Origin of the sequence: Nocardioides cavernae (assembly GCF_016907475.1) — a bacterium.
Classification (GTDB): Bacteria; Actinomycetota; Actinomycetes; order Propionibacteriales; family Nocardioidaceae; genus Nocardioides; species Nocardioides cavernae.
On sequence record NZ_JAFBCA010000001.1, the window covers coordinates 2701351 to 2722908 of the forward strand.

The window sequence follows — 21558 nt, forward strand, 5'->3', positions numbered from 1 at the left end:
ACTCTGGGCCCGTGACCGGCACCCTCGTCGCGAAGGACCTGGCCGGTGGCCACGGGCCGCGCACCCTCTTCGAGTCCCTGAACCTGACCGTCTCCCCGGGCGACGTGGTGGGGGTCGTCGGAGCCAACGGCGCCGGGAAGTCCACGCTCCTGCGACTGCTCGCCGGCGAGTCCGCGCCGATGGCCGGACGGGTGTCGACCGCACCGTCGGACGCCTTCGTGGGCTGGCTCCCGCAGGAGCACGAGCGCATCCCCGGCGAGACGATCGCCGGCTACCTCGGCCGGCGCACGGGTGCCACCCGCGCGACCCGGGCGATGGAGGACGCCGCCGCGGCGCTCGAGTCGGATGACCCCGAGGCCTCCGACGTGTACGCCGTCGCACTGGACCACTGGCTGGCGACCGGCGCGCCGGACCTCGAGGACCGCGCTCCCGCGGTCCTGGCGGAGCTCGGCCTCGACCTCGGCCTGGACGCCCTCATGACGACGCTCTCGGGCGGCCAGGCGGCTCGTGCGGCCCTCGCCGCGCTGCTGCTGAGCCGGTTCGACGTGGTGCTCCTCGACGAGCCCACGAACGACCTCGACCTCGCCGGCCTCGAGCGGCTGGAGTCGTTCGTCCGCGGCCTCCGCGCCGGCATCGTCGTGGTCTCCCACGACCGGGAGTTCCTGGCCCGCTGCGTCACGCGGGTCGTCGAGCTCGACCTCGCCCAGCGCCAGGTCGCGGTCTACGACGGCGGTTACGACGCCTACCTCGAGGAGCGGGCGGTCGCCCGGCGGCACGCCCGCGAGGCCTACGAGGAGTTCGCGGACAAGAAGGCCGACCTGGTCTCCCGCGCCCGCACCCAGCGGGAGTGGAGCTCGCAGGGTGTGCGCAACGCGATGCGGAAGGCCCCCGACAACGACAAGATCCGCCGGCGCGCGCAGAGCGAGTCGTCGGAGAAGCAGGCCCAGAAGGTGCGGCAGATGGAGTCCCGGATCGCGCGCCTCGAGGAGGTCGAGGAGCCCCGCAAGGAGTGGGTGCTGCAGTTCGACATCGCGACCGCACCCCGGTCGTCGAGCGTCGTCGCCGTCCTCGACGCGGCGGTCGTCCGGCTGGACGACTTCCAGCTCGGGCCGGTCTCGCTGCAGGTGTCGGCCGGGGACCGCATCGCCATCACCGGTCCCAACGGCGCCGGCAAGACCACCCTGCTGCGGCTGCTGCTCGGTCACCTGGCACCCGACGAGGGCCGTGCCTCCCTCGGCGCGAGCGTCGCGGTCGGCGAGATCGACCAGGCACGTACGTCGCTGGCGGAGGCACTGCCGCTCGGCGACTCCTTTGAGGCCGCCGTGCCGGCGATGACCCCGGCCGAGGTGCGCACCCTGCTGGCCAAGTTCGGCCTCAAGGCCGACCAGGTCGGCAGCCTCGTCCACCGGCTCTCGCCCGGCGAGCGCACCCGGGCCGCCATGGCGCTCCTGCAGGCCCGTGGCGTCAACCTGCTCGTCCTCGACGAGCCCACCAACCACCTCGACCTGCCCGCGATCGAGCAGCTCGAGCAGGCCCTGGCGACGTACGACGGCACGCTGCTGCTCGTCTCCCACGACCGCCGGATGCTGGCCAACGTCACCCTCGACCAGCGCTGGGACGTCGACGGGGGCCGGGTCACCGCTCGTTAGCATCCCCGGCGTGACGACGACGGGGGAGAGGCGTGGCTACCGCGCCTCGCAGAAGGTCCTGCACTGGCTGACGGTGCTGGCCGTGGCCGCCCAGCTCACGGTCGGCTACCTCCTCGACCTCGACGGAGACTGCGACCCGCCCGGGGAGGACCGGAGTGGCGGCGACACCAGCGACGCCGAGGAGGACCGGCTCGATCGGCTCGAGGACCAGTGCGAGGCCCGCGCCGACGACTACGACCTGCTCGGAGGTGGGTTCGACCTCGCCGAGGTGCACCTGCTCCTCGGCCTCACCGTGCTGGCGCTCGGCGTGGTGCGACCGCTGTGGCGCAGGGTCGTCGGCCTGCCGCCGTGGTCCGAGCACCTCTCGGCCGGCCAGCGACGCCGGGTCCACTGGACCGAGCGCGCCCTGCTGGCGCTGCTCGTCGTCGTGCCGCTCAGCGGGATCGTGCTGATCGCCACCGGGGACGACGCCTGGCTGCCGCTGCACGTCGGCGCCCACGTCGCGTTCTTCGTGGCGCTCGCGGCGCACCTGTCGACCAACCTGCGGCCGGTCATCCTGCGCCGGATGCTCTGACCGCGGTCGGGCACGCGGGTCTCAGGCCTCGAGCGGCCAGCCCCGCTGCGCCCAGCCGCCCGTACCGCCGGCGACGTTGATCGCCGTGATGCCCTTCGCGCGCAGGTGGTCGACGACCGCGCGGCTGCGGTTGCCGGACTGGCAGATGACGAAGACCGGGACGCCCGTCGGCAGCTCCTCGACCCGCGTCGGGACGTCGTTCATCGGGATGTGCACGGCACCGGGGACGCGGCCGCCGGCCACCTCGGCGTCCTCGCGGACGTCGACGACGTAGGCGCCCTGGCTGTGGGCGGCGGCGAACTCGTCGAGGCCGACCTCGTCCTGCGGACCGTTGGCGGCGGCCTCCTGCGCGGCGGCCACCTCCTGGCGTACGGCGTCCATGTCGAGCTCGCGGGCCTGCTCGATCACACCGGTGAGGGCCTGCGGCGGCATCGCGCCGGCCTGGTTGAAGAGCAGGATGCCGTCGCGGAAGAGCATGAGGGTCGGGATGGACGTGATCGCGGCCATCTGGGCGAGCTGCTGCTCGGCCTCGGTGTCGACCTTCCCGAAGACGATGTCGGGGTTGTCCTCGGACGCCTTCTCGAAGACGGGGGCGAACTGGCGGCACGGCCCGCACCACGCAGCCCAGAAGTCGACGAGGACGATGCCCTCGCCGCTCACGGTCTGCTCGAAGTCGGCCAGGGTCAGCTCACGCGTGCTCATGCTCCAAGCGTGCCACGGCGACCCGCGTCGAGCAGCACCCCCGGGTTCAGCACCCCGGCGGGGTCGAGGACGGACTTCGCCGCGGCCAGGGCGGCGGCGAACGCGTCGGGCCGCTGCTCGTCGTACCAGGGTCGGTGGTCGCGGCCCACCGCGTGGTGGTGGGTGATGGTGCCGCCGTGGTCCACGATCGCGCGCGAGACGCTCGCCTTCACCTCGTCCCACTGCTCGACCAGCGAGCCCCAGCGGCCGGGGGCGTAGACGCCGTAGTAGGGCGCCGGGCCGTCGGGGTAGACGTGGGTGAACCGGCAGGTGACCACCGCGGCGCCGCACACCCGCTCCGCCGCCTCCTGGGCGGCGGCGGTGACGGCGGCGTGCAGCGAGGGGAAGCGGTCCCAGGTGCACGCGGTCTCGAAGGTCTCGACGACCATCGAGCGCCGGGCCATCGCGTCGCGCTGGTAGGGCATCCTGATGAACGACGAGCGCCAGCTCGCGGCCGCACCGGCGGCGTCGCCCTGCTGGTGGGTGGTCGCCTCGCCGCCGTGCTCCGCGGTGATCGCGAGGGCTCGGTCGAGAGCGTCGTCGACCGGGTGGTCGGCCGACTCGAAGCCGAGCACGAGCACCCCGCCGCTGGTCGACGCGCCTGCGTTGAGGAAGGCCTCCGCCGGGTCGAGCAGCCGGCAGTTGCTGGGGTGCAGGCCGGACTGGGCGATCGCGCGGGTGGCGTCGACCGCTCGCTCGTAGGAGGCGAACGTCACCGACGCGGTACGCCGCCAGCGCGGCCGCTGCTGGAGCCGGACCCAGGCCTCGGTGATCACGCCGAGCGTGCCCTCCGAGCCGAGGAACAGGCGGTCGGGCGAGGGGCCCGCGCCCGAGCCCGGCAGCCGCCGGGTCTCCGTGACGCCGGCCGGGGTGACGACCCGCATCGACTCGGTCAGGTCGTCGATGCGGGTGTGGAGGGTGGCGAAGTGACCGCCCGCCCGCGTCGCCAGCCACCCACCCAGCGTCGAGAACTCGAAGGACTGCGGGAAGTGCCGCAGGGTCAGGCCGTGGGGGCGGAGCTGGTCCTCGAGGTGCGGTCCGAGGACGCCGCCCTGCACGCGGGCGGCGCGGCTGGTCGCGTCGACCTCGAGGACCCGGTCGAGCCGCCCGAGGTCGAGGGTGACCGCCGGGCCGTCGAAGCGCGGCTCGACGCCGCCGACGACCGAGCTGCCGCCGCCGTACGGCACGACGGCGACCTCCTCCCCGCTGCACCACTCGAGGACCGCCGCGACCTCGTCGTCGTCACGGGGCCGGACGACGACGTCCGGGAGCGGCCCGACGTCGCCCTGGAGGTTGCGCACCACGTCGCGGAAGGCCTTGCCGCGGGCGTGGGAGAGCCGGTCGGTGGCCTCGGTGGAGGCGATCGCCTGCAGCCGCGGCGGGACGTCGATGCGGGGAGCGGGCAGGTCGAGCGAGGCCGGCTCCGGCGGGTCGTGCGGGGTGAAGTCGTGGTCGGGGAGCAGGGCGGAGGCGCGGGCCACCAGGGTCCCGACCTCCGCGGCCGTGACCTCCTGCTCGACCTCGCCCCAGCCCCACCACGAACGCGTCATGGAGCCAGTGTGGCGGCGGGGCGGGGCCGCGTCACCAGCCGCGTTCGCGCCACTCCGCGAGGTGCGGCCGCTCGTCGCCGAGCCGGCCGTCGCCGCCGTGCCCGGGGTAGAACCACGTCTCGTCCGGGAGCCGGCCGAAGATCTTGGTCTCCACCTCGCTGACGAGCTGGGCGAAGGCGTCGGCGTCGCCGAACGTCGCGCCCACGCCACCGGGGAAGAGGGAGTCGCCGGTGAAGAGGTGCGGGGTGGGCGCGACCGCCCGGTCGTCGAGAAGGAGGCAGATGGACCCGGGCGTGTGCCCCGCGATCGGGACGACGACCAGGTCGCAGGGACCGACGGCCACCTTGTCCCCGGCGTCCACCCGGCGGTCCACCCGGACCCCGGTCTGCTGCTCGATGGCGTCGGCGTCGGGGCCTCCGGCGACGACGAGCGCAGCGGGGTGGGCGGCCTTCACCGCTGCCAGCGCGCGGTGGTGGTCCCAGTGCTGGTGGGTGGTGACGATCGAGGTGAGCGAGCGGTCGCCGACCAGCTCGAGCAGCCGCTCCGGCTCCGCGGCGGCGTCGATCAGCACGACCTCGTCCGTGGTCGCGCAGTGCAGCAGGTAGCAGTTGTTGGACATCTTCGGGTCCACCGCGACCTTGGTCACGGTGAGGTCGCCGAGGGTGCGGACGTCGGGGGCGCCGCCGGGCGAGACGTCGCCCGTGTAGTCGTTCACCATGTCTCCACCTCCGGGAGGTCGTTCGAGTCGGTCGTGAGGCCCTCGCCGGTGCCGCGGCCGGTCAGCCACCACCCCAGCGCGGCCGACGTACCGGTGACGAGGGGCCCGCCGTCACCGTCGTCGGGCGCGGCGCCGTAGTGCCAGGTGACGGTGACGAGGGGCCCGCCGTCACCGTCGTCGGGCGCGGCGCCGTAGTGCCAGGTGCGGTCGAGGTCGGTCGGTCGTACGTCGAAGGGCGCGGGGTAGGGGCGCTTGGTCATCGACTCCAGCAGGATCGCCCGGAAGTCGGCCGGCCAGTCGTCGGCGGTGTACCCGGCGCCGAGGTCGGCGTGGTGGATCTCCACCTCGCGCACGCGCATCAGCACGACGTTGCGCAGCGCGAAGTCGGGCCCGCCGGGCGTGCGCTCGAACCGGCCCTCCCAGTCGGGCTCGTGCATCGACCCGAGCGCCTCGCCGAAGCGGCCGGTGGCCGCGAGGAAGCGCTCACGCAGCTCGTCGGGGGCAGCCGCGGCGAGGTCCTCGATGTCGGCGTCGCGCGCCTCGGGCGAGGCGTACATGGGCTGCGGCCGGCCGACGTGCGCGCCGTGCAGGACGCCTGCCAGGCCCTCGCCGTTGAGCGTGAGGTGGGCCACGACGTGGGCGCGCGTCCAGCCGGGGAGTTGGGACGGCTCGGCATACTGGGGGTCGGAGAGCGCGTCGACCGTGCGGACGAGCGCTCGATCGGCTCGGGCGATGGTGTCCGGGTCAGGTCTCGGGACGTCGATCACCCGCCCATCGTGCCACCTCCACAGACACCTCACGGTCCACCCTGCCGGGTGGACGATGGGCCCGCTGTCGGTGGTGCGTGAGAGTGTTGACCGGTGCGTCGACTTGCCAGCGACGCCACTCCGGGACGAACATGTGTTCGACTCCGTCAATGCCAGAACGAGGACCACTGTGGCCGACCAGCTCATCATCCGGGGCGCCCGGGAGCACAACCTCAAGGACGTCTCCCTCGACCTCCCGCGTGACTCGCTCATCGTCTTCACCGGGCTGTCCGGGTCGGGCAAGTCGAGCCTGGCGTTCGACACGATCTTCGCCGAGGGCCAGCGCCGCTACGTCGAGTCCCTCTCGGCCTACGCCCGCCAGTTCCTCGGGCAGATGGACAAGCCCGACGTCGACTTCATCGAGGGCCTGAGCCCGGCGGTCAGCATCGACCAGAAGTCGACCTCGAAGAACCCGCGCTCCACCGTCGGCACGATCACCGAGGTCTACGACTACCTCCGCCTGCTCTACGCCCGCGCGGGCCGCGCCCACTGTCCGACCTGCGGCGCCCCGATCGAGCGGCAGACCCCGCAGCAGATCGTCGACCGCGTCCTCGCGCTGGAGGAGGGTCGCCGCTTCCAGGTGCTGGCGCCGGTCATCCGGGGCCGCAAGGGCGAGTACGTCGAGCTCTTCCGCCAGCTCCAGCAGCAGGGCTTCAGCCGCGCGCGCGTCGACGGCCAGACGCACACGCTCGACGACCCGCCGACGCTCGACAAGAAGCTCAAGCACACGATCGAGGTCGTGGTCGACCGCCTCGCGGTCAAGGAGTCGTCCAAGCGGCGCCTCACCGACTCGGTCGAGACCGCGCTGGGCCTCGCCGGCGGGCTGGTGGTCTTCGACTTCGTCGACCTCGACGCCAAGGACCCCGGGCGCGAGATGAAGTTCTCGGAGAAGATGGCGTGCCCCAACGACCACACCATCGACACCGACGACCTCGAGCCCCGCTCGTTCTCCTTCAACTCGCCCTTCGGCGCGTGCACCGTCTGCTCGGGCCTCGGCACCCGGATGGAGGTCGACCCCGAGCTGGTCGTCCCGGACCAGGGGGCCACCCTCGGTGAGGGTGCCATCGCGCCGTGGAGCGGCGCCCACGTCGCCGACTACTTCCTCCGCCTGGTCAACGCGCTGGGCGAGGAGCTCGGCTTCGACCTCAACACGCCGTGGGACCAGCTGACGCCCAAGGCGCGCACCTCCCTGCTCGAGGGCCACAAGACCAAGGTCCACGTCGTCACCAAGAACCGCTACGGCCGCCAGCGCGCCTACTACGCGGCGTTCGAGGGCGTCCGCCCCTACGTCGAGCGCCGGCACCGCGAGGCCGAGTCCGACACGAGCCGCGAGCGGTTCGAGGGCTTCATGCGCGAGGTGCCGTGCCCGGCCTGCGGCGGCACCCGCCTCAAGCCGGTCTCGGTGTCGGTCACCCTGGGTGCCCGCGACCAGGGCGGCAAGAACATCGCCGAGGTCTGTGCGCTGCCGATCAACGAGGCCGCCCACTACCTCCGCACCGTCGACCTCTCCGTGCGCGAGCGCCAGATCGGCGAGCGGGTGCTCAAGGAGATCCAGGAGCGCCTGCAGTTCCTGCTCGACGTCGGGCTCGACTACCTCTCCCTCGACCGGCCGAGCGGCTCCCTCTCCGGCGGCGAGGCCCAGCGCATCCGCCTCGCGACCCAGATCGGCGCCGGCCTCGTCGGCGTCCTCTACGTCCTCGACGAGCCGTCGATCGGGCTCCACCAGCGCGACAACCAGCGCCTCATCGAGACGTTGGTGCGGCTCAAGGAGCTCGGCAACACCCTGATCGTGGTCGAGCACGACGAGGAGACCGTCCGCGTCGCCGACTGGGTCGTCGACATCGGGCCGGGCGCCGGTGAGCACGGCGGCCAGGTCGTCCACTCCGGCACGGTCGAGGACCTCCTCACCCACCCCGACTCGATGACCGGTCAATACCTCAGCGGTCGCCGCGAGATCCCCATCCCGCCGGTGCGCCGTCCGCGCACCAAGGGCCGCGAGCTCACCGTCCACGGAGCCCGTGAGCACAACCTGCGCGACGTCGACGTCAGCTTCCCGCTCGGCGTGTTCACCGCCGTCACCGGCGTCTCCGGCTCCGGCAAGTCGACGCTGGTCAACGACATCCTCTACACGTCGCTGGCCAAGCAGATCTACAACGCCCGCACGGTCCCCGGTCGCCACACCAAGATCACCGGCCTCGAGCACGTCGACAAGGTGATCCACGTCGACCAGTCGCCGATCGGTCGCACCCCGCGGTCCAACCCGGCCACCTACACCGGCGTCTTCGACCACGTCCGCCGGCTCTTCGCCTCCACGCCGGAGGCCAAGATGCGGGGCTACCTGCAGGGCCGCTTCTCGTTCAACGTCAAGGGCGGCCGCTGCGAGGCGTGCTCCGGCGACGGCACGATCAAGATCGAGATGAACTTCCTCCCGGACGTCTACGTCCCGTGCGAGGTGTGCCACGGCGCCCGCTACAACCGCGAGACGCTCGAGGTCCACTACAAGGGCAAGACCATCGCCGAGGTCCTCGACATGCCGATCGAGGAGGCCGCCGAGTTCTTCGCCGCGGTGCCCGCCATCGCGCGCCACATGACGACGCTGGAGGAGGTCGGGCTCGGCTACGTCCGCCTCGGCCAGCCGGCGACGACGCTCTCCGGCGGCGAGGCGCAGCGCGTCAAGCTCGCCAGCGAGCTGCAGAAGCGCTCCACCGGCCGCACGGTCTACGTCCTCGACGAGCCGACGACCGGTCTGCACTTCGAGGACATCCGCAAGCTGCTGGGCGTGCTGTCCAGCCTGGTCGACAAGGGCAACTCCGTCCTGGTGATCGAGCACAACCTCGACGTCATCAAGACGGCCGACTGGATCATCGACATGGGTCCCGAGGGCGGGTCCCGCGGCGGCATGGTCGTCGCCGAGGGCACGCCCGAGGACGTCGCGGCCGTCCCGGAGAGCCACACCGGCACGTTCCTCGCTCCCATCCTCGAGGGTCGTGGCGCTCAGCAGCCCGGCGCGCCGCGGCGCCAGAAGGTCGTGGCCGCGAAGTCGGCCCCGGCGTCGAGGACGACCAAGAAGGCGCCGGCGAAGAAGGCGGCCTCTGCTTCGGCCTCGAAGACGGCGAAGACGGCGGCGAAGAAGGCCCCGGCCCGGAAGGCTGCTGCGAAGAAGTCCTCGTGAGCACCAAGGGTCCTCACAGGTCCTCTGGCTAGGGTCGCCGCATGACCGCCATGAACAGACGTCGCGCCCTGACCGGCTCCGCCGCCATCGTCGTCGGTGTCCCTGTCCTCGCCGCCTGCGGCTCCGACGACGAGCCGACGGCCGACCCGTCCTCCTCGCCCTCCCCGTCGCCGAGCGACGAGTCGCCCTCGTCGCCGAGCACCGACGGGACGGAGACCCCGAGCGCCGCGGCGGCGCTGGCCACCACCTCGGCCGTGCCCGTTGGCGGCTGCTTGGTCAACGCGGACGCGAAGGTCGTGGTCACCCAGCCGACCGAGGGCGACTTCAAGGCGTTCTCCGCCGTGTGCACGCACCAGGGCTGCCTCGTCGAGTCCAGCAGCGACGGCGAGATCCCGTGCCCGTGCCACCTCAGCCACTTCTCCCTGGAGGACGGGTCGCCGCTGTCGGGGCCGGCGTCGGCGCCCCTCGCGCCGGTCGAGATCACCGTCGACGGTGACTCGATCACGCAGGCCTGAGCCCACGTCGGGCTGAGGCACGAACGGGCGGCCCCCACCCGACGGAGGTTGTCGGGGGCCGCCCGTAGGGTTGGCGGGTGGCCATGCCGAGCTCCTATCGACCCGCGACCGGGTCGATCCCGACCAAGCCGGGGGTCTACCGCTTCCGCGACGCCAAGGGCCGCGTCATCTACGTCGGCAAGGCCAAGAGCCTGCGCCCGCGCCTGTCGTCGTACTTCCAGGACATCGGCAACCTCCACCCGCGCACGGCGACCATGGTCACCACCGGCGCGAGCGTGGAGTGGACCGTCGTCGACACCGAGGTCGAGGCCCTCCAGCTGGAGTACAGCTGGATCAAGGAGTTCGACCCGCGCTTCAACGTGAAGTACCGCGACGACAAGTCCTACCCCTGGCTGGCGGTGACCGTCGGCGAGGAGTTCCCCCGCGTGATGGTCGGCCGCGGCGCCAAGCGCAAGGGCACCCGCTACTTCGGCCCCTACAGCCACGCCTGGGCCATCCGCGAGACCGTCGACCTTCTGCTGCGCGTCTTCCCGATGCGCTCGTGCAGCAACGGCGTCTTCAAGCGCTCGTCCCAGATCGGTCGCCCCTGCCTGCTCGGCTACATCGACAAGTGCGCGGCCCCGTGCGTCGGCAACGTGACGGCCGAGGAGCACCGCGAGATCGTCGACGACTTCTGCGACTTCATGGCCGGCAACACGACCGCCTTCACCAAGCGCATCGAGCGGGAGATGTACGCCGCCTCCGAGGCGCTCGACTTCGAGAAGGCCGCCCGGCTCCGTGACGACCTCGGTGCGCTGACCAAGGCGCTGGAGAAGCAGGCCGTGGTGCTGCGCGACGGCACGGACGCCGACGTGATCGCGCTCGTCGAGGACCCGCTCGAGGTTGCCGTGCAGATCTTCTACGTGCGCGGCGGTCGCATCCGCGGCCAGCGCGGCTGGGTCGCCGACCGCACCGACGAGGGCGGCACCCCCGAGCTGGTGCAGGACTTCCTCCTCCAGCTCTACGGCGGCGAGGACGACTCGATCCCGCGCGAGGTGCTGGTGCCGGCCCTTCCGCCCGACGCCGACGTGATGGAGCAGCTCCTCACTGAGCGGCGGGGGAGCAAGGTCGCGATCCGCGTCCCGCAGCGCGGCGACAAGCGCGACCTGCAGCAGACGGTGGCCAACAACGCCGCCCAGGCCCTCACCCTCCACAAGACGAAGCGGGCCAGCGACCTCACCACCCGCAACCGTGCCCTCGAGGAGATCCAGCAGTCGCTGGGGCTCGACGAGGTGCCGCTGCGGATCGAGTGCTACGACGTCTCCAACCTCCAGGGCACCGAGGTCGTCGCCTCGATGGTCGTCTTCGAGGACGGCCTCTCCCGCAAGTCCGAGTACCGGCGCTTCGTGATCCGCGGGGTCGACGGCCAGAACGACGTCGCCTCGATGCACGAGGTGATCACCCGGCGGTTCCGGCGGCTGCTCGACGAGCAGGCGCGGAGTGTTGAGGTTCAACCGGCTCCTCGGGCGGCCTCAGGGCGTAGCTCGGCTTCGCAGGCTCCGCCGGACGACGCCCAGAGGCCCCTCCTCGTCGACCCGGAGACGGGTCGCCCCCGCAAGTTCGCCTACGCGCCCTCGCTGGTCGTCGTCGACGGCGGACCGCCGCAGGTGGCGGCGGCCCAGCAGGCGCTCGCCGAGCTCGGCATCAACGACGTACCCGTGTGCGGGCTGGCCAAGCGGCTCGAGGAGGTGTGGCTGCCGGCGGAGGAGGACCCGGTGATCATGGCCCGCACCAGCGAGGGCCTCTACCTCCTGCAGCGGATCCGCGACGAGGCCCACCGCTTCGCCATCACCCACCACCGCAACCGACGCTCCAAGTCGATGGTGGAGAGCACCCTCGACGACGTCCCGGGCCTCGGCGAGGTGCGTCGCAAGACCCTGCTCAAGCACTTCGGGTCGCTCAAGAAGCTGCGCGAGGCCGACGTCGACCAGATCGCCCTCGTCCCCGGCATCGGACCGCGCACGGCCACGGCCATCAAGGACGCCGTCGCCAACGCCGACGCGACCCGCAAGACTGCTCCCAAGGAGCCGACGATCAACACCGCCACCGGCGAGATCCTGGAGGACTGACCAGTGGAACCCACGCCCGGCGAGCTCGTGATCGTCACCGGCATGACCGGCGCCGGTCGCAGCACGGCAGCCAAGGAGCTCGAGGACCTCGGCTACTTCGTGGTCGACAACCTCCCGCCGACACTGGTGCGCGACGTCGTGCGCCTCGTCGACGACAGCCGCGGCATCCACCAGCCGATCGCGGTGGTGGTCGACGTCCGGTCGGGCTCGTTCTTCGACTCTCTGCAGGCCAACCGCCACCAACCTGTGACCGGCCGCCCCACGACCCTGCTGTTCCTCGAGGCGACCGAGGAGGTGCTGGTGCGCCGCCAGGAGGCCGCCCGTCGGCCGCACCCGCTCCAGGGTGGCGGACGCCTGCTGCACGGCCTGCAGCGCGAGCGCGGCGTGATGGCCGACATCCGCGGCGACGCCGACGTGCTGCTCGACACCTCCAACTTCAACGTCCACCAGCTCCAGGACCGGATCGCCGAGCTGTTCGGCACGGCCGCCACGACGCGGCTCAAGGTCACCGTCATCAGCTTCGGCTTCAAGTACGGCATCCCCGTCGACGCCGACTGGGTGGCCGACATGCGCTTCCTGCCCAACCCGCACTGGGTCCCCGAGCTGCGCCCGCAGAACGGTCGCGACCCCGAGGTGTCGGACTACGTGCTCTCCCAGCCCGGCGCGGGCCGGTTCCTGGAGCAGTACCTCCCCGTCCTCACGACGGTCGCGGAGGGCTACCTGACCGAGGGCAAGCGGTTCATGCAGGTCGCCATCGGCTGCACGGGCGGCAAGCACCGCAGCGTCGCGATGACCGAGGCGATCGCCGGGCTGCTCCGCGACTCCGGCTACGACGTCAGCACCGCCCACCGCGACCTCGGCAGGGAGTGACGTGGCCCGCGACACCGCGCAGGCTGCGGTCGCCCTCGGTGGCGGACACGGGCTGTTCGCCACGCTGTCGGCGCTGCGCCGGCTCCACGACGACCTCACGATCGACGACCTGACGGCCGTGGTGACCGTCGCCGACAACGGCGGCTCGTCCGGCCGGCTGCGCGGCGAGTTCGGCGTCCTGCCGCCGGGCGACCTGCGGATGGCGCTCGCTGCGCTCTGCGGCGACGACGAGTGGGGCCGCACGTGGGCCGACGTCCTGCAGCACCGGTTCGCCGGCCAGGGCGAGATGAACGGCCACGTCGTCGGCAACCTGCTGATCGTCGGGCTCTGGGAGCTCATGGGTGAGCCGGTGCGGGCGCTCGACTGGGTCGGGCGGCTCCTGGGCGCCCACGGTCGCGTGCTGCCGATGGCGACCACGCCGATGGACATCACGGCGCGGGTCCGCGGCGCCGACGAGGCCGACCCCGAGGCCGTCACCGTCGTACGCGGCCAGGTGGAGGTGGCCACCACGGGCGGCCGCATCGAGTCCGTCGCCCTCGTCCCGGAGGATCCGCAGGCCTGTGCGGAGGCGGTCGACGCGATCCTCGCCGCCGAGTGGGTCGTGCTCGGTCCGGGTTCGTGGTTCAGCTCCGTGATCCCGCACCTGATGGTGCCCGGGCTCCGCCGTGCCCTCGCCGAGACCGCCGGGCGGCTCGTCGTGGTGCTCAACCTCGAGGCGCAGGTGGGTGAGACGACCGGCTTCGGTCCCGCCGACCACCTCGCTGTCCTGTTCGAGCACGCACCCGACCTGACGGTCCACGCGGTGGTCGTCGACTCGTCCGCGATCGCGGACGACCAGGCCCGGCTGGAGAAGGACGTGGCCGACCGCGGAGCCCGGCTGGTGGTCGCCGACATCGCCGTCCCGGGTGAGCCGCGCCACGACCCCGACCGGCTCGCGGAAGCGTTCCGGCAGGTCGTGGACGAGGCCTGAATCACGCCTGCGCCGGTGGCTCGACCGTTCCCACCGAGGGTCGTTGACCTACGTGGCAGGATTCGCCCCATGGCTATGACGGCACAGGTGAAGGCAGAGCTCGCCTCCACCCAGATCACCAAGACCTGCTGCCGCAAGGCCGAGGTCGCCTCGATGCTCCGCTTCGCCGGCGGCCTGCACATCGTGAGCGGCCGCATCGTCGTGGAGGCCGAGCTCGACACCGGCGCCGCGGCCCGGCGTCTCCGCAAGGACATCTCCGAGGTCTACGGCCACCCGTCCGACGTGGTGATGGTCCAGGGCAACGGCATCCGCAAGGGCAGCCGCTACATCGTGCGCGTCACCAAGGACGGCGAGGCCCTCGCCCGACAGACCGGCCTGCTCGACCAGCGCGGCCGCCCCGTGCGGGGCCTGCCGCCCGCTGTCGTCAGCGGGGGCGGGTGCGACGCCGTCGCCGCCTGGCGCGGCGCCTTCCTGGCCCACGGGTCGCTCACCGAGCCGGGACGCTCGTCGTCGCTGGAGATCACCTGCCCCGGCCCGGAGGCCGCGCTCGCGATCGTCGGGGTGGCCCGCCGCCTCGGCATCTCTGCCAAGGCGCGCGAGGTGCGCGGCGTGGACCGCGTGGTGATCCGCGACGGCGACGCGATCGGCGCGCTGCTGACCCGGCTGGGCGCCCACGAGTCGCTGATGGCCTGGGAGGAGCGGCGGATGCGGCGTGAGGTCCGCGCCACCGCCAACCGTCTCGCCAACTTCGACGACGCCAACCTGCGCCGCTCGGCCCGCGCCGCAGTGGCCGCCGGTGCGCGCGTGGAGCGGGCCTTGGAGATCCTCGGCGAGGAGATCCCCGACCACCTCCGCCAGGCCGGCCACCTGCGCCTCGAGCACAAGCAGGCCTCGCTCGAGGAGCTCGGCCAGCTGCACGAGCCCGTGCTCACCAAGGACGCGATCGCCGGCCGCATCCGGCGCCTGCTGGCGATGGCCGACAAGCGCGCCGAGGACCTCGGCATCCCCGACACGGAGTCGTCGCTGACCCCGGAGATGCTGGCCGACGAGGGCTGACCGGCTCCGAAAAGAGCTAGCGGGCCTTCTCCCGCAGGGACGCCCCGCGTGCCTGGCGTACGGTCGCCCAGGCGCTCAGCAGGGCCACCGTGCCGAGCAGGACGGCCACCACCAGCGCGGTGCCGCTCAACAGCACCGGATCGATGCGCGCGACCACCCGGGGCCACGAGGCCTCCTCGACCTGCCCCAGGGTGATCCGACCCAGCACGATGAGCTGCGCGGCCGCACCGGCCAGCAGGCCCGCGACGGCCGCGGCGCCGAGCACCACCACCTGCTCCACGGCCACCGACGACAGCACGGACCTGCGCCGGACGCCGACGACGCTCAGCGCGGCGGCGTCCATCCGGCGCCCCGGCAGCTGGATCGCCGTGGTGACCACGAGGCCGGCCACCGCCATCAGCAGCACGAGGATCGACGCGACGAGGTAGAGGCGCAGGGCTAGGGCGTACGCCGTCCCGTCGAGGCGGTCGCGCTCCTGGGCGTAGACGCGCTCCACGGCGAGACCCTGCCCCGCCAGCGCCGTCGTGACCTGTTCGGGGGTGTCCGCCGCTGCCAGGACCCGGACCTCGAACTCCTCCTCGTAGACCGTGCGGTTGGTCGTCAGGACGGAGTAGTCGATCAGCACTCCCTCGGGCCCGAGGAAGGGCACGCTCTCCGCGACCAGCACGGCCTCGGAGGGCGGGGGACCGCCGACGGTCGAGGTCGCGGCGCCCGCGACGCGCCCGAGGCGGTCCACGGCCTCCCGGCCGGCCACGACGGGACGCAGGCCCCCCATCCCCGACGTCAGGGCGGCCTTGCCGGTCCCGTCGGCGGTGACGACGAGACCGGCGCCGTCGACCCGCACGTCCTGCGCGGCCTGGGTGACGCCCTCGTCGACGAGGTGCCAGTCGCCGCGGGTGAGCACGTCGGAGGCATCGGTGCCGTCGGCCTCGAGCGGCCCGACGACGTACTCCCCGGAGAGCTCGGTGGGCAGGCCGGCCGGTCCGGCGAGGGCGAAGCCCTCGACCGTGCAGCCGCGCCCGCACGGGACGCGCTCGGTGGCGGTGGACGTGCCGGGCCCGAACGGTCCGACGTACGTGTTGAAGGTGTCGCCGCCCGAGGTGCGCATCCGCATCTCGACGGTGACCTGCCCGGCGGCGCGGGGCACGGTCATGCCCAGCCGGAGGCGTGCGCCGGTCAGCAGCGGTGTGGGCGGCCGGGTGATGAGGGCGACGACGTCGTCCACGCTGTGCCCCGGCGTCCACGAGGGGTCCCACAACGAGGCGGACGCCAGCCGCGGCACGTCGGCGACCACGTAGACGCCGTCCTGGGCGTTCCAGGTGCCCGTGGCCATCAGCCACCGGCCGTCGGGGTCGAGACGATGGGTGAGCGCCACGGCCTCGTTCATCGGCAGCTCGCTCGACCAGACCGTGCTGGCCGGGGCCTGGGTGGCGGCCACGCTGGCCCGCCACGCGCCGGCCGCGTCGAAGGTGCCGGCGCCGAAGGTGACGACGGCGATCGCGATGGTCAGGGGGAGCACGACGAGGGTGCCGACCGAGCGACGCGCCACCGCCCGCACGGCCAGGAAGCCCGCGACACCGCGTGCCGGTCGTCTGGCCAGCGCCCGCGCCGCCGCGCGGGTGCCGCCGGCAGCGGCGAGCCCCAGGACGGCGGCGATCAGCAGCGGCAGCACGAGGTCGGCCGCGTCGGTGGCGCCGCCGGCGGGCCGGGTGAGCGCAGCGACCACGAGGACGAGCGTCAGCGCCACCAGCGCGAGCGCGACCAGGACCGCGAGCCGCCCCGCCGGACGCGGCCGAGCCTGGCCGCTCAGCTGGTCGGCGAGGCTGCGGGCCAGGACCGCTCGCGTCGAGAGGACGCACACTGCGATCGAGCAGGCGACGACGGCGACGGACGCGAGCACGGCGTACGCCGGCACCGGGACCGGCAGCTCGGCGGGCAGCCACGCGCGCACGAGTGCCCAGGTGAGGGCCGCGCCGCCCGCGAGGCCGACCGGCACCGCGAGGGCGACGAGGAGCAGTGGCTCGCTCAGCGCCAGCAGCCAGGTCCTCCGGCGGTCGGCGCCGCGGAGCGAGGCCAGGGCCAGGTCGGGGACCCGCAGCTCGCCCGCCGCGGAGGTCAGTCGGCTGAGCAGGGCGAGGGCGACGAGGACGAGCGAGACCACGGCCGGCGTGACGGCGAGGAGCGCGGACCGCCGCTCCCGTTCGACGTCCGCGACGATGCCGTCGAGGTCGTTGTTGGAGATCTCGGCGGCGGTGCCCACCGCGAGCTGCTGCGGCGCCGGGTCCGCGGCGGCGCGCTCGGCGATCGCCGGCAGGTCGGCGGCGTCCAGGTCGGTCGGCACCTCGATGCGGCTGTCGACCCGGACCAGGAGCAGGCTCGGCGCGAGCCCGGCGAGCTGGTCGGGAGCGACGAGGTAGGGCGCCGGCTGCCGGGCGACGTCGGTGAGCTGGCGTCCCGGGCGCACCGTGGCCGGGACCGACGCCAACCGGCCCGGCTCGAACCAGAAGTCCTCGAGCGCCTCGCGCCGCTCGGGTGAGACGCTCGGGCCCGAGGGATAGGCATAGGTGCCGACGAGGGTGAGCGTGCCGAACGGCTCGCCCAGGTCGATCCGGTCGCCGAGCTCGTGGCCGTCCTCCTCGGCGTCTCCGGCCAGCACGGACACCTCACCGGGCGCCGCGGGGCAGCGGCCCTCGAGGTCGAGGTGCGCGCAGGCGTCGGGCTTCGCCATCAGCATCACCTCGCCGAGGGCACCCGGGGCGAGCATCCGGCTTGTCTCCAGCTGGGCGGTGGCGGCGTGCTGGTCCTCCGGCAGGACGAGCTGGGCGAGCGTGTCGTCGAGCAGGGCGCCGGGGTCGTCGACGGCGCTGCTCGGCCGGACCTCCCACGTGCGCCCGGTCAGGACGTTGCGCTCCTCCTCGAGGCGGGTGACGGCGTACGCGTTGCCGACGGCCGCGGCGAAGGACGGGCCGAGCACGGCCGAGCCCAGCGCCACCACCAGCAGGAGCAGGGTGCCGAGGGAGAGCAGGGAGCGCGACCGCAGGCCGTCGAGCGCCACCCGGATCACGCCGTCACCTCCTCGCGCAGCCGGGCCGGGAGGCTGGCGCGGTCGGGGACGTGGCCGGTCCACCAGGTGGTGAGCCCCGCGAGCCCGGTCGCGACGGTGCCCGCCAGGACGAGCGCGAGGACACGGGGCCCGGTGTCGAGGGGGAGCTGTCCCGGGCCGGCTGCCAGCACCGGCAGGGCGTCGGAGAGGGCCGAGACGACCAGCAGTGTCGCCGCGACGCTCGCCAGGCCGGCCGCGAGTGCCATCACGACGACCTGCAGGCGGCCCGCGGTGCGCTGGTCGGACCGGCGTACGCCGACGAGACGCAGCACCGCGCGCTCGTGGGTGCGCTCGCGCCGCAGCCTCGCGGCCGGCAGCACGACGGCCAGCAGCCCGAGCAGCGCGCCGCCGGCAGCGAGCAGGGCGAACCGCCTCGCGACTCCGTCGTCGGCGGCCTCGACGACCTCGCGCGAGAGCTCGGAGCCCTGCCGGGGCTGGCCGACCCGGGCCAGCACGCTGTCGGGGGTGTCGGCACGAGCGAGGACCAGCGGCTCGGCGCGCGCCACGGCACCGGTGCCCGGGACGACGGAGGTCGGCAGGTCGAGAACGGTGCCCGCCGCGCCCACCACGGGCAGGGCGTCGGCGGTCGCCAGGACGCGGGCCGGTCGGGCCATGCCGCCGGTGGTCGGCGCCTCCGGTGCGTCGGGCCACTCCACGCTGCTGGTGGCGAGGACCGGGGTGGCCCAGGGTGACCTGTCGGTGGCGAGGTAGCTGGTGCCGGCGCTGCTCGGCCGGACCCGGAGCTGTCCGGGCGTGGCCGCGACCTCGCCCGGCGGCCGCTCGTCGGGCTCGGCCAGCACCCACGGGCGGGCCAGCAGGTCGAGACCCCCGAGGTCGAGCTCCGTCAGGGTGAGGGCCGGCCGCTGGCAGAAGGGCTGGGCCCAGGTGTCGTCGTTGCAGGGGGCGCCGATGGCGACCTCCATGCCGGTCACCCGGCAGCCGGTCTCGCACCGGACGAGGTCGGCGGACACGGTCGTCGGCGTCCCCGGGGTCGGCCGGGCGAAGACGGTCTGGCGGCCCGACCCGGACGGGCTCACCGTCAGGACGTCGAGCCGCAGCGGGCGCGGGCGGGAGCCGGCGAGGGCGAGGCGGACGGTCATGCGGCGTCCGGTGGTGACCGGTTCGGGATCGGTCGCGGCGGCGGCGGCGCCGAGGTCGGACACCTCGGTGGAGCCGCCAGAGGCGGCGGTCCCCGCCAGCCGGTCACCGACGACCCGCTCGTAGCGGGCGGTGTCGAGGTAGACCCGCCGCGAGATCGGCCGGTCGTCCTCCAGGACCCGGATCGCCGCCATCAGCCACTGGCCGTCCGGGTCGGCCTCGCGGGTCGCCTCGAGCAGACCGTCGGCAGGGCCGTCGTACGACACCACCAGGGGCGTCGCGGACGTCACGAGCGAGGTGTCGCGCGTCCAGTCGTGGACGGCCAGCGCCGTGTTGGCGGCGCAGCCGAGGAGCACCGCCGAGCCGACCAGGACGGGGAGACCGGTCGCGGCCCGCGGCAGCGCGAGGCGGTGGCCGGCGAGCGACGGCCCGAGGCCGGGACGCCGGGCGAGCCGTCCCGCGACCAGCCGCACCACCGCGGTCGCCAGCAGACCCGCGGCCAGGCCCACCACCACGGGGGCGGTGAAGGCCCACGCGTCGGGGGCGGTCGAGGAGCGGCGGAGCAGCGCGACGACCGCGGCCACCGCGACGACCACGGGCACGAGGGCAGCGAGGGCGCTGGCTCGGCGCGCCCGTTCGGCACCGGCGGGGCGGAGCAGCTCGGTGAGCGGTCCGCGCAGCGCGACCACCATCGCGGTGACGACGGTGGCCGAGGCAAGGAGCCACACGGCGGCGACCAGTGCCGGGGATGCGATCTCGGCCCCCAGGGCCAGCGGCACCGCAGCACCCACCGCGCCACCCAGGACGGCTGTCAGCATCGGTTCGGCGACGAGCGCGGTCACCCAGCGCACGCCCCGCCGTCCGTGCAGTCGCAGCAGCGCCGCCTCCTGCCGCCGCGCGCCACCGAGGGCGAGGCCCGCACCGGGGAGCACCCCTGCGGCGAGCACGACCAGCGGCACGAGGAGGGCGGGCCTGCCGCCGGCGTCGGCGAGCACGGTGGCCGCGGTGACCACCGCGATGGCGGCGGCGACGGGCAGGTGGGTGCCACGCCGGGCCCACCACCCGGCCAGCAGGCGCAAGGTCATGTGATCCGGCCCTCGTCGATCGCGACGTGGTGGTCGGCGAGCTCGACGATGGCGGGGTCGTGGGTGGCGATGACGACGACGCATCCTCGCTCGGCCTCGGCGCGCAGGGCGTCGAGGACGACCGAGACGTTGCCCTGGTCGAGCTCGCTCGTCGGCTCGTCGGCGAGCAGCACCGGCGCGCCCACCACCAGGCCACGGGCGCAGGCCACGCGCTGCAGCTGGCCGCCCGAGAGCTCCTCCACCTGCCGGTCGCCGAGGTCGGCGATGTCGAATCGGGCCAGCGCCGCCTCGGCGCGGTCGGAGGCGTCGGTCCACGAGGTGCCGCGGGCGCGCAGTGCGATGGCGACGTTCTCGCGGGCGGACAGGATGGGGACCAGGCCGTAGACCTGGAGCACGAAGGCGATCTCCGGCGGCGGGTCGCCGTCGCCCTGCCACGTCGCGCGGCCGTCGTACGTCGCGGCGCCCGTGCTCGGGGCGACCAGGCCACCGGCGATCGACAGCAGCGTGGTCTTGCCCGACCCGCTCGGACCGGACAGCGCCGTCACGCGACCGGCCGCGAACGTCACGGAGACGTCGTCGAGCAGGAGCGGCCCGGGCTGGTAGCTGACGTGGTCGAGGACCAGGTCGCCGGTCCCGTTCATCTCGGCGGTCATCGCAGACCGTCCCGCGGGATGCCGGTCTCGTCGGCCGGGTGGCTGATGACGATCCGACGCGGCTCCGCATCGACGCGGACGAGCGTGCCGGCGGGCCACTGGGTGGTCAGGTGCGAGGGCAGGTGGAGGACCCCTTCGCTGCCGATGACGGCGTACTCGGCGCCGTGGTGCCCCTCGGACCCGACTCGGCCGCCCTTCATCGTCACGGTGCGGGGGAAGGTCGCGGCGACCTCCGGCTGGTGGGTGACCACCACGACGGTGGTGCCGAAGTCGCGGTTGAGGTCGTGGAGCAGGCCGACCACGGCGTCACGGTCCACGTGGGAGAGCTGGCTGGTCGGCTCGTCGGCGAGGAGCAGTCCGGGCGTCGTGGCGACGGCGCACGCGAGGGCCAGGCGCTGGCGCTGGCCGCCCGACATCGTGCTCACCACCTGGTCGGCCTGGTCGGTCAGCCCCACCCGGTCGAGGAGGTCGGTCACGCCCGGCGCCCGGTCGGCCTCCTCGGCCGTCATGCCGATGCGGGCGAACTCCACGTTGCGTCGCGCTGTCGTGTAGGGGAGGAGGTTGCGGGTTGACCCCTGCAGCATGGTCGCCACCCGGCGCGCACGGAGCCGTGAGAGGTGTCGCTCGCTCATCCGCGAGATGTCGTCGTCGCCGAGCAGGATGCGCCCGGCGCTCGGGCGCTGGATGCCGCCGAGCAGCGCGAGCAGGGTGGACTTGCCCGACCCGCTCGGGCCGAGGAACGCGACCCGTTCGCCCGGGGCGATCTCGAGGTCGACGCCCTGCAGTGCCACCACGTCGTGGCCCTCGAAGGTGCGGTAGAGGTGCACCACGCCCGAGCACCGGACGCCGATGCCGCCCCCGTCCTGCACCTGAAGTCCTCCTGAAGCCGT

At 73.7% G+C, this 21558-nt stretch carries 16 protein-coding genes; 8 read left to right on the forward strand and 8 right to left on the reverse strand.

Annotated features, from left to right (window positions below; translation table 11 throughout):
- Positions 1-11: 11 nt before the first annotated feature.
- Entirely contained in the window at positions 12-1649 is a 1638-nt protein-coding gene (locus tag JOD65_RS12740; protein WP_191197243.1) for an ABC-F family ATP-binding cassette domain-containing protein, read from the forward strand.
- A gap of 10 nt (positions 1650-1659) precedes the next feature.
- Positions 1660-2223: a cytochrome b/b6 domain-containing protein gene (locus JOD65_RS12745; RefSeq protein WP_191197242.1), complete on the forward strand. Its 564-nt coding sequence runs from the start codon at positions 1660-1662 to the stop codon at positions 2221-2223.
- A 21-nt stretch (positions 2224-2244) separates the two neighbouring features.
- Here the strand turns inward: JOD65_RS12745 and trxA are convergent, their stop codons facing one another.
- The 4 genes from trxA to JOD65_RS12765 are packed head-to-tail and all read right to left on the reverse strand — an operon-like array spanning position 2245 to position 5999.
- A complete protein-coding gene (gene trxA, locus JOD65_RS24040) occupies positions 2245-2925 on the reverse strand; it encodes a thioredoxin (protein ID WP_191197241.1) in 681 nt (226 codons plus the stop codon).
- On the reverse strand, positions 2922-4514 hold the full coding sequence (locus JOD65_RS12755; protein WP_191197240.1) for an FAD-binding oxidoreductase: 1593 nt from the start codon (positions 4512-4514) through the stop codon (positions 2922-2924). The genes trxA and JOD65_RS12755 overlap by 4 nt, the downstream gene beginning before the upstream one ends.
- Before the next feature lie 31 nt (positions 4515-4545).
- Positions 4546-5232 (reverse strand): MBL fold metallo-hydrolase, encoded by a 687-nt coding sequence (locus JOD65_RS12760; RefSeq protein ID WP_191197239.1) that lies wholly within the window; start codon positions 5230-5232, stop codon positions 4546-4548.
- Positions 5226-5999 (reverse strand): maleylpyruvate isomerase N-terminal domain-containing protein, encoded by a 774-nt coding sequence (locus tag JOD65_RS12765; RefSeq protein ID WP_191197238.1) that lies wholly within the window; start codon positions 5997-5999, stop codon positions 5226-5228. Before JOD65_RS12765 ends, JOD65_RS12760 begins: the two co-directional genes overlap by 7 nt.
- 169 nt (positions 6000-6168) lie before the next feature.
- Here JOD65_RS12765 and uvrA point away from each other — a divergent pair, with 169 nt between their 5' ends.
- The 6 genes from uvrA (at position 6169) to whiA (ending at position 14729) form a co-directional block, all read left to right on the forward strand.
- Positions 6169-9210: an excinuclease ABC subunit UvrA gene (uvrA, locus tag JOD65_RS12770; RefSeq protein ID WP_191197237.1), complete on the forward strand. Its 3042-nt coding sequence runs from the start codon at positions 6169-6171 to the stop codon at positions 9208-9210.
- A 41-nt stretch (positions 9211-9251) separates the two neighbouring features.
- Positions 9252-9725: a Rieske (2Fe-2S) protein gene (locus JOD65_RS12775; protein WP_191197236.1), complete on the forward strand. Its 474-nt coding sequence runs from the start codon at positions 9252-9254 to the stop codon at positions 9723-9725.
- An 83-nt stretch (positions 9726-9808) separates the two neighbouring features.
- Positions 9809-11833 carry an excinuclease ABC subunit UvrC gene (gene uvrC, locus JOD65_RS12780; protein WP_191197312.1) on the forward strand — a complete coding sequence of 675 codons (2025 nt, stop codon included), beginning with the start codon at positions 9809-9811 and terminating at the stop codon, positions 11831-11833.
- A gap of 3 nt (positions 11834-11836) precedes the next feature.
- A complete protein-coding gene (gene rapZ / locus JOD65_RS12785; protein ID WP_191197235.1) occupies positions 11837-12703 on the forward strand; it encodes an RNase adapter RapZ in 867 nt (288 codons plus the stop codon).
- Position 12704: 1 nt separating this feature from the next.
- Positions 12705-13673, forward strand: a complete 969-nt coding sequence (locus tag JOD65_RS12790; RefSeq protein WP_191197234.1) for a gluconeogenesis factor YvcK family protein — start codon at positions 12705-12707, stop codon at positions 13671-13673.
- Positions 13674-13742: 69 nt separating this feature from the next.
- Positions 13743-14729 carry a DNA-binding protein WhiA gene (whiA, locus tag JOD65_RS12795; RefSeq protein WP_191197233.1) on the forward strand — a complete coding sequence of 329 codons (987 nt, stop codon included), beginning with the start codon at positions 13743-13745 and terminating at the stop codon, positions 14727-14729.
- Between the two features lie 16 nt (positions 14730-14745).
- Here the strand turns inward: whiA and JOD65_RS12800 are convergent, their stop codons facing one another.
- The 4 genes from JOD65_RS12800 to JOD65_RS12815 are packed head-to-tail and all read right to left on the reverse strand — an operon-like array spanning position 14746 to position 21537.
- The gene (locus JOD65_RS12800; RefSeq protein ID WP_191197232.1) at positions 14746-17793 is read right to left on the reverse strand and encodes an FtsX-like permease family protein; all 3048 of its coding nucleotides are present in this window, start codon (positions 17791-17793) and stop codon (positions 14746-14748) included.
- Entirely contained in the window at positions 17790-20015 is a 2226-nt protein-coding gene (locus JOD65_RS12805) for a hypothetical protein (RefSeq protein ID WP_191197231.1), read from the reverse strand. The genes JOD65_RS12800 and JOD65_RS12805 overlap by 4 nt, the downstream gene beginning before the upstream one ends.
- Positions 20012-20668 carry an ABC transporter ATP-binding protein gene (locus JOD65_RS12810; protein WP_191197230.1) on the reverse strand — a complete coding sequence of 219 codons (657 nt, stop codon included), beginning with the start codon at positions 20666-20668 and terminating at the stop codon, positions 20012-20014. Before JOD65_RS12810 ends, JOD65_RS12805 begins: the two co-directional genes overlap by 4 nt.
- Positions 20665-21537, reverse strand: a complete 873-nt coding sequence (locus tag JOD65_RS12815; RefSeq protein WP_191197229.1) for an ABC transporter ATP-binding protein — start codon at positions 21535-21537, stop codon at positions 20665-20667. The genes JOD65_RS12810 and JOD65_RS12815 overlap by 4 nt, the downstream gene beginning before the upstream one ends.
- Positions 21538-21558: the final 21 nt, after the last annotated feature.

Bases quoted from the DNA above. Each gene is read 5' to 3' on its own strand.
- JOD65_RS12755 (WP_191197240.1), bottom strand. From the start codon at position 4,514: ATGACGCGTTCGTGGTGGGGCTGGGGCGAGGTCGAGCAGGAGGTCACG.
- JOD65_RS12760 (WP_191197239.1), bottom strand. From the start codon at position 5,232: ATGGTGAACGACTACACGGGCGACGTCTCGCCCGGCGGCGCCCCCGAC.
- JOD65_RS12810 (WP_191197230.1), bottom strand. From the start codon at position 20,668: ATGACCGCCGAGATGAACGGGACCGGCGACCTGGTCCTCGACCACGTC.
- whiA (WP_191197233.1), top strand. From the start codon at position 13,743: ATGGCTATGACGGCACAGGTGAAGGCAGAGCTCGCCTCCACCCAGATC.
- JOD65_RS12775 (WP_191197236.1), top strand. From the start codon at position 9,252: ATGACCGCCATGAACAGACGTCGCGCCCTGACCGGCTCCGCCGCCATC.
- uvrC (WP_191197312.1), top strand. From the start codon at position 9,809: ATGCCGAGCTCCTATCGACCCGCGACCGGGTCGATCCCGACCAAGCCG.
- trxA (WP_191197241.1), bottom strand. From the start codon at position 2,925: ATGAGCACGCGTGAGCTGACCCTGGCCGACTTCGAGCAGACCGTGAGC.
- JOD65_RS12805 (WP_191197231.1), bottom strand. From the start codon at position 20,015: ATGACCTTGCGCCTGCTGGCCGGGTGGTGGGCCCGGCGTGGCACCCAC.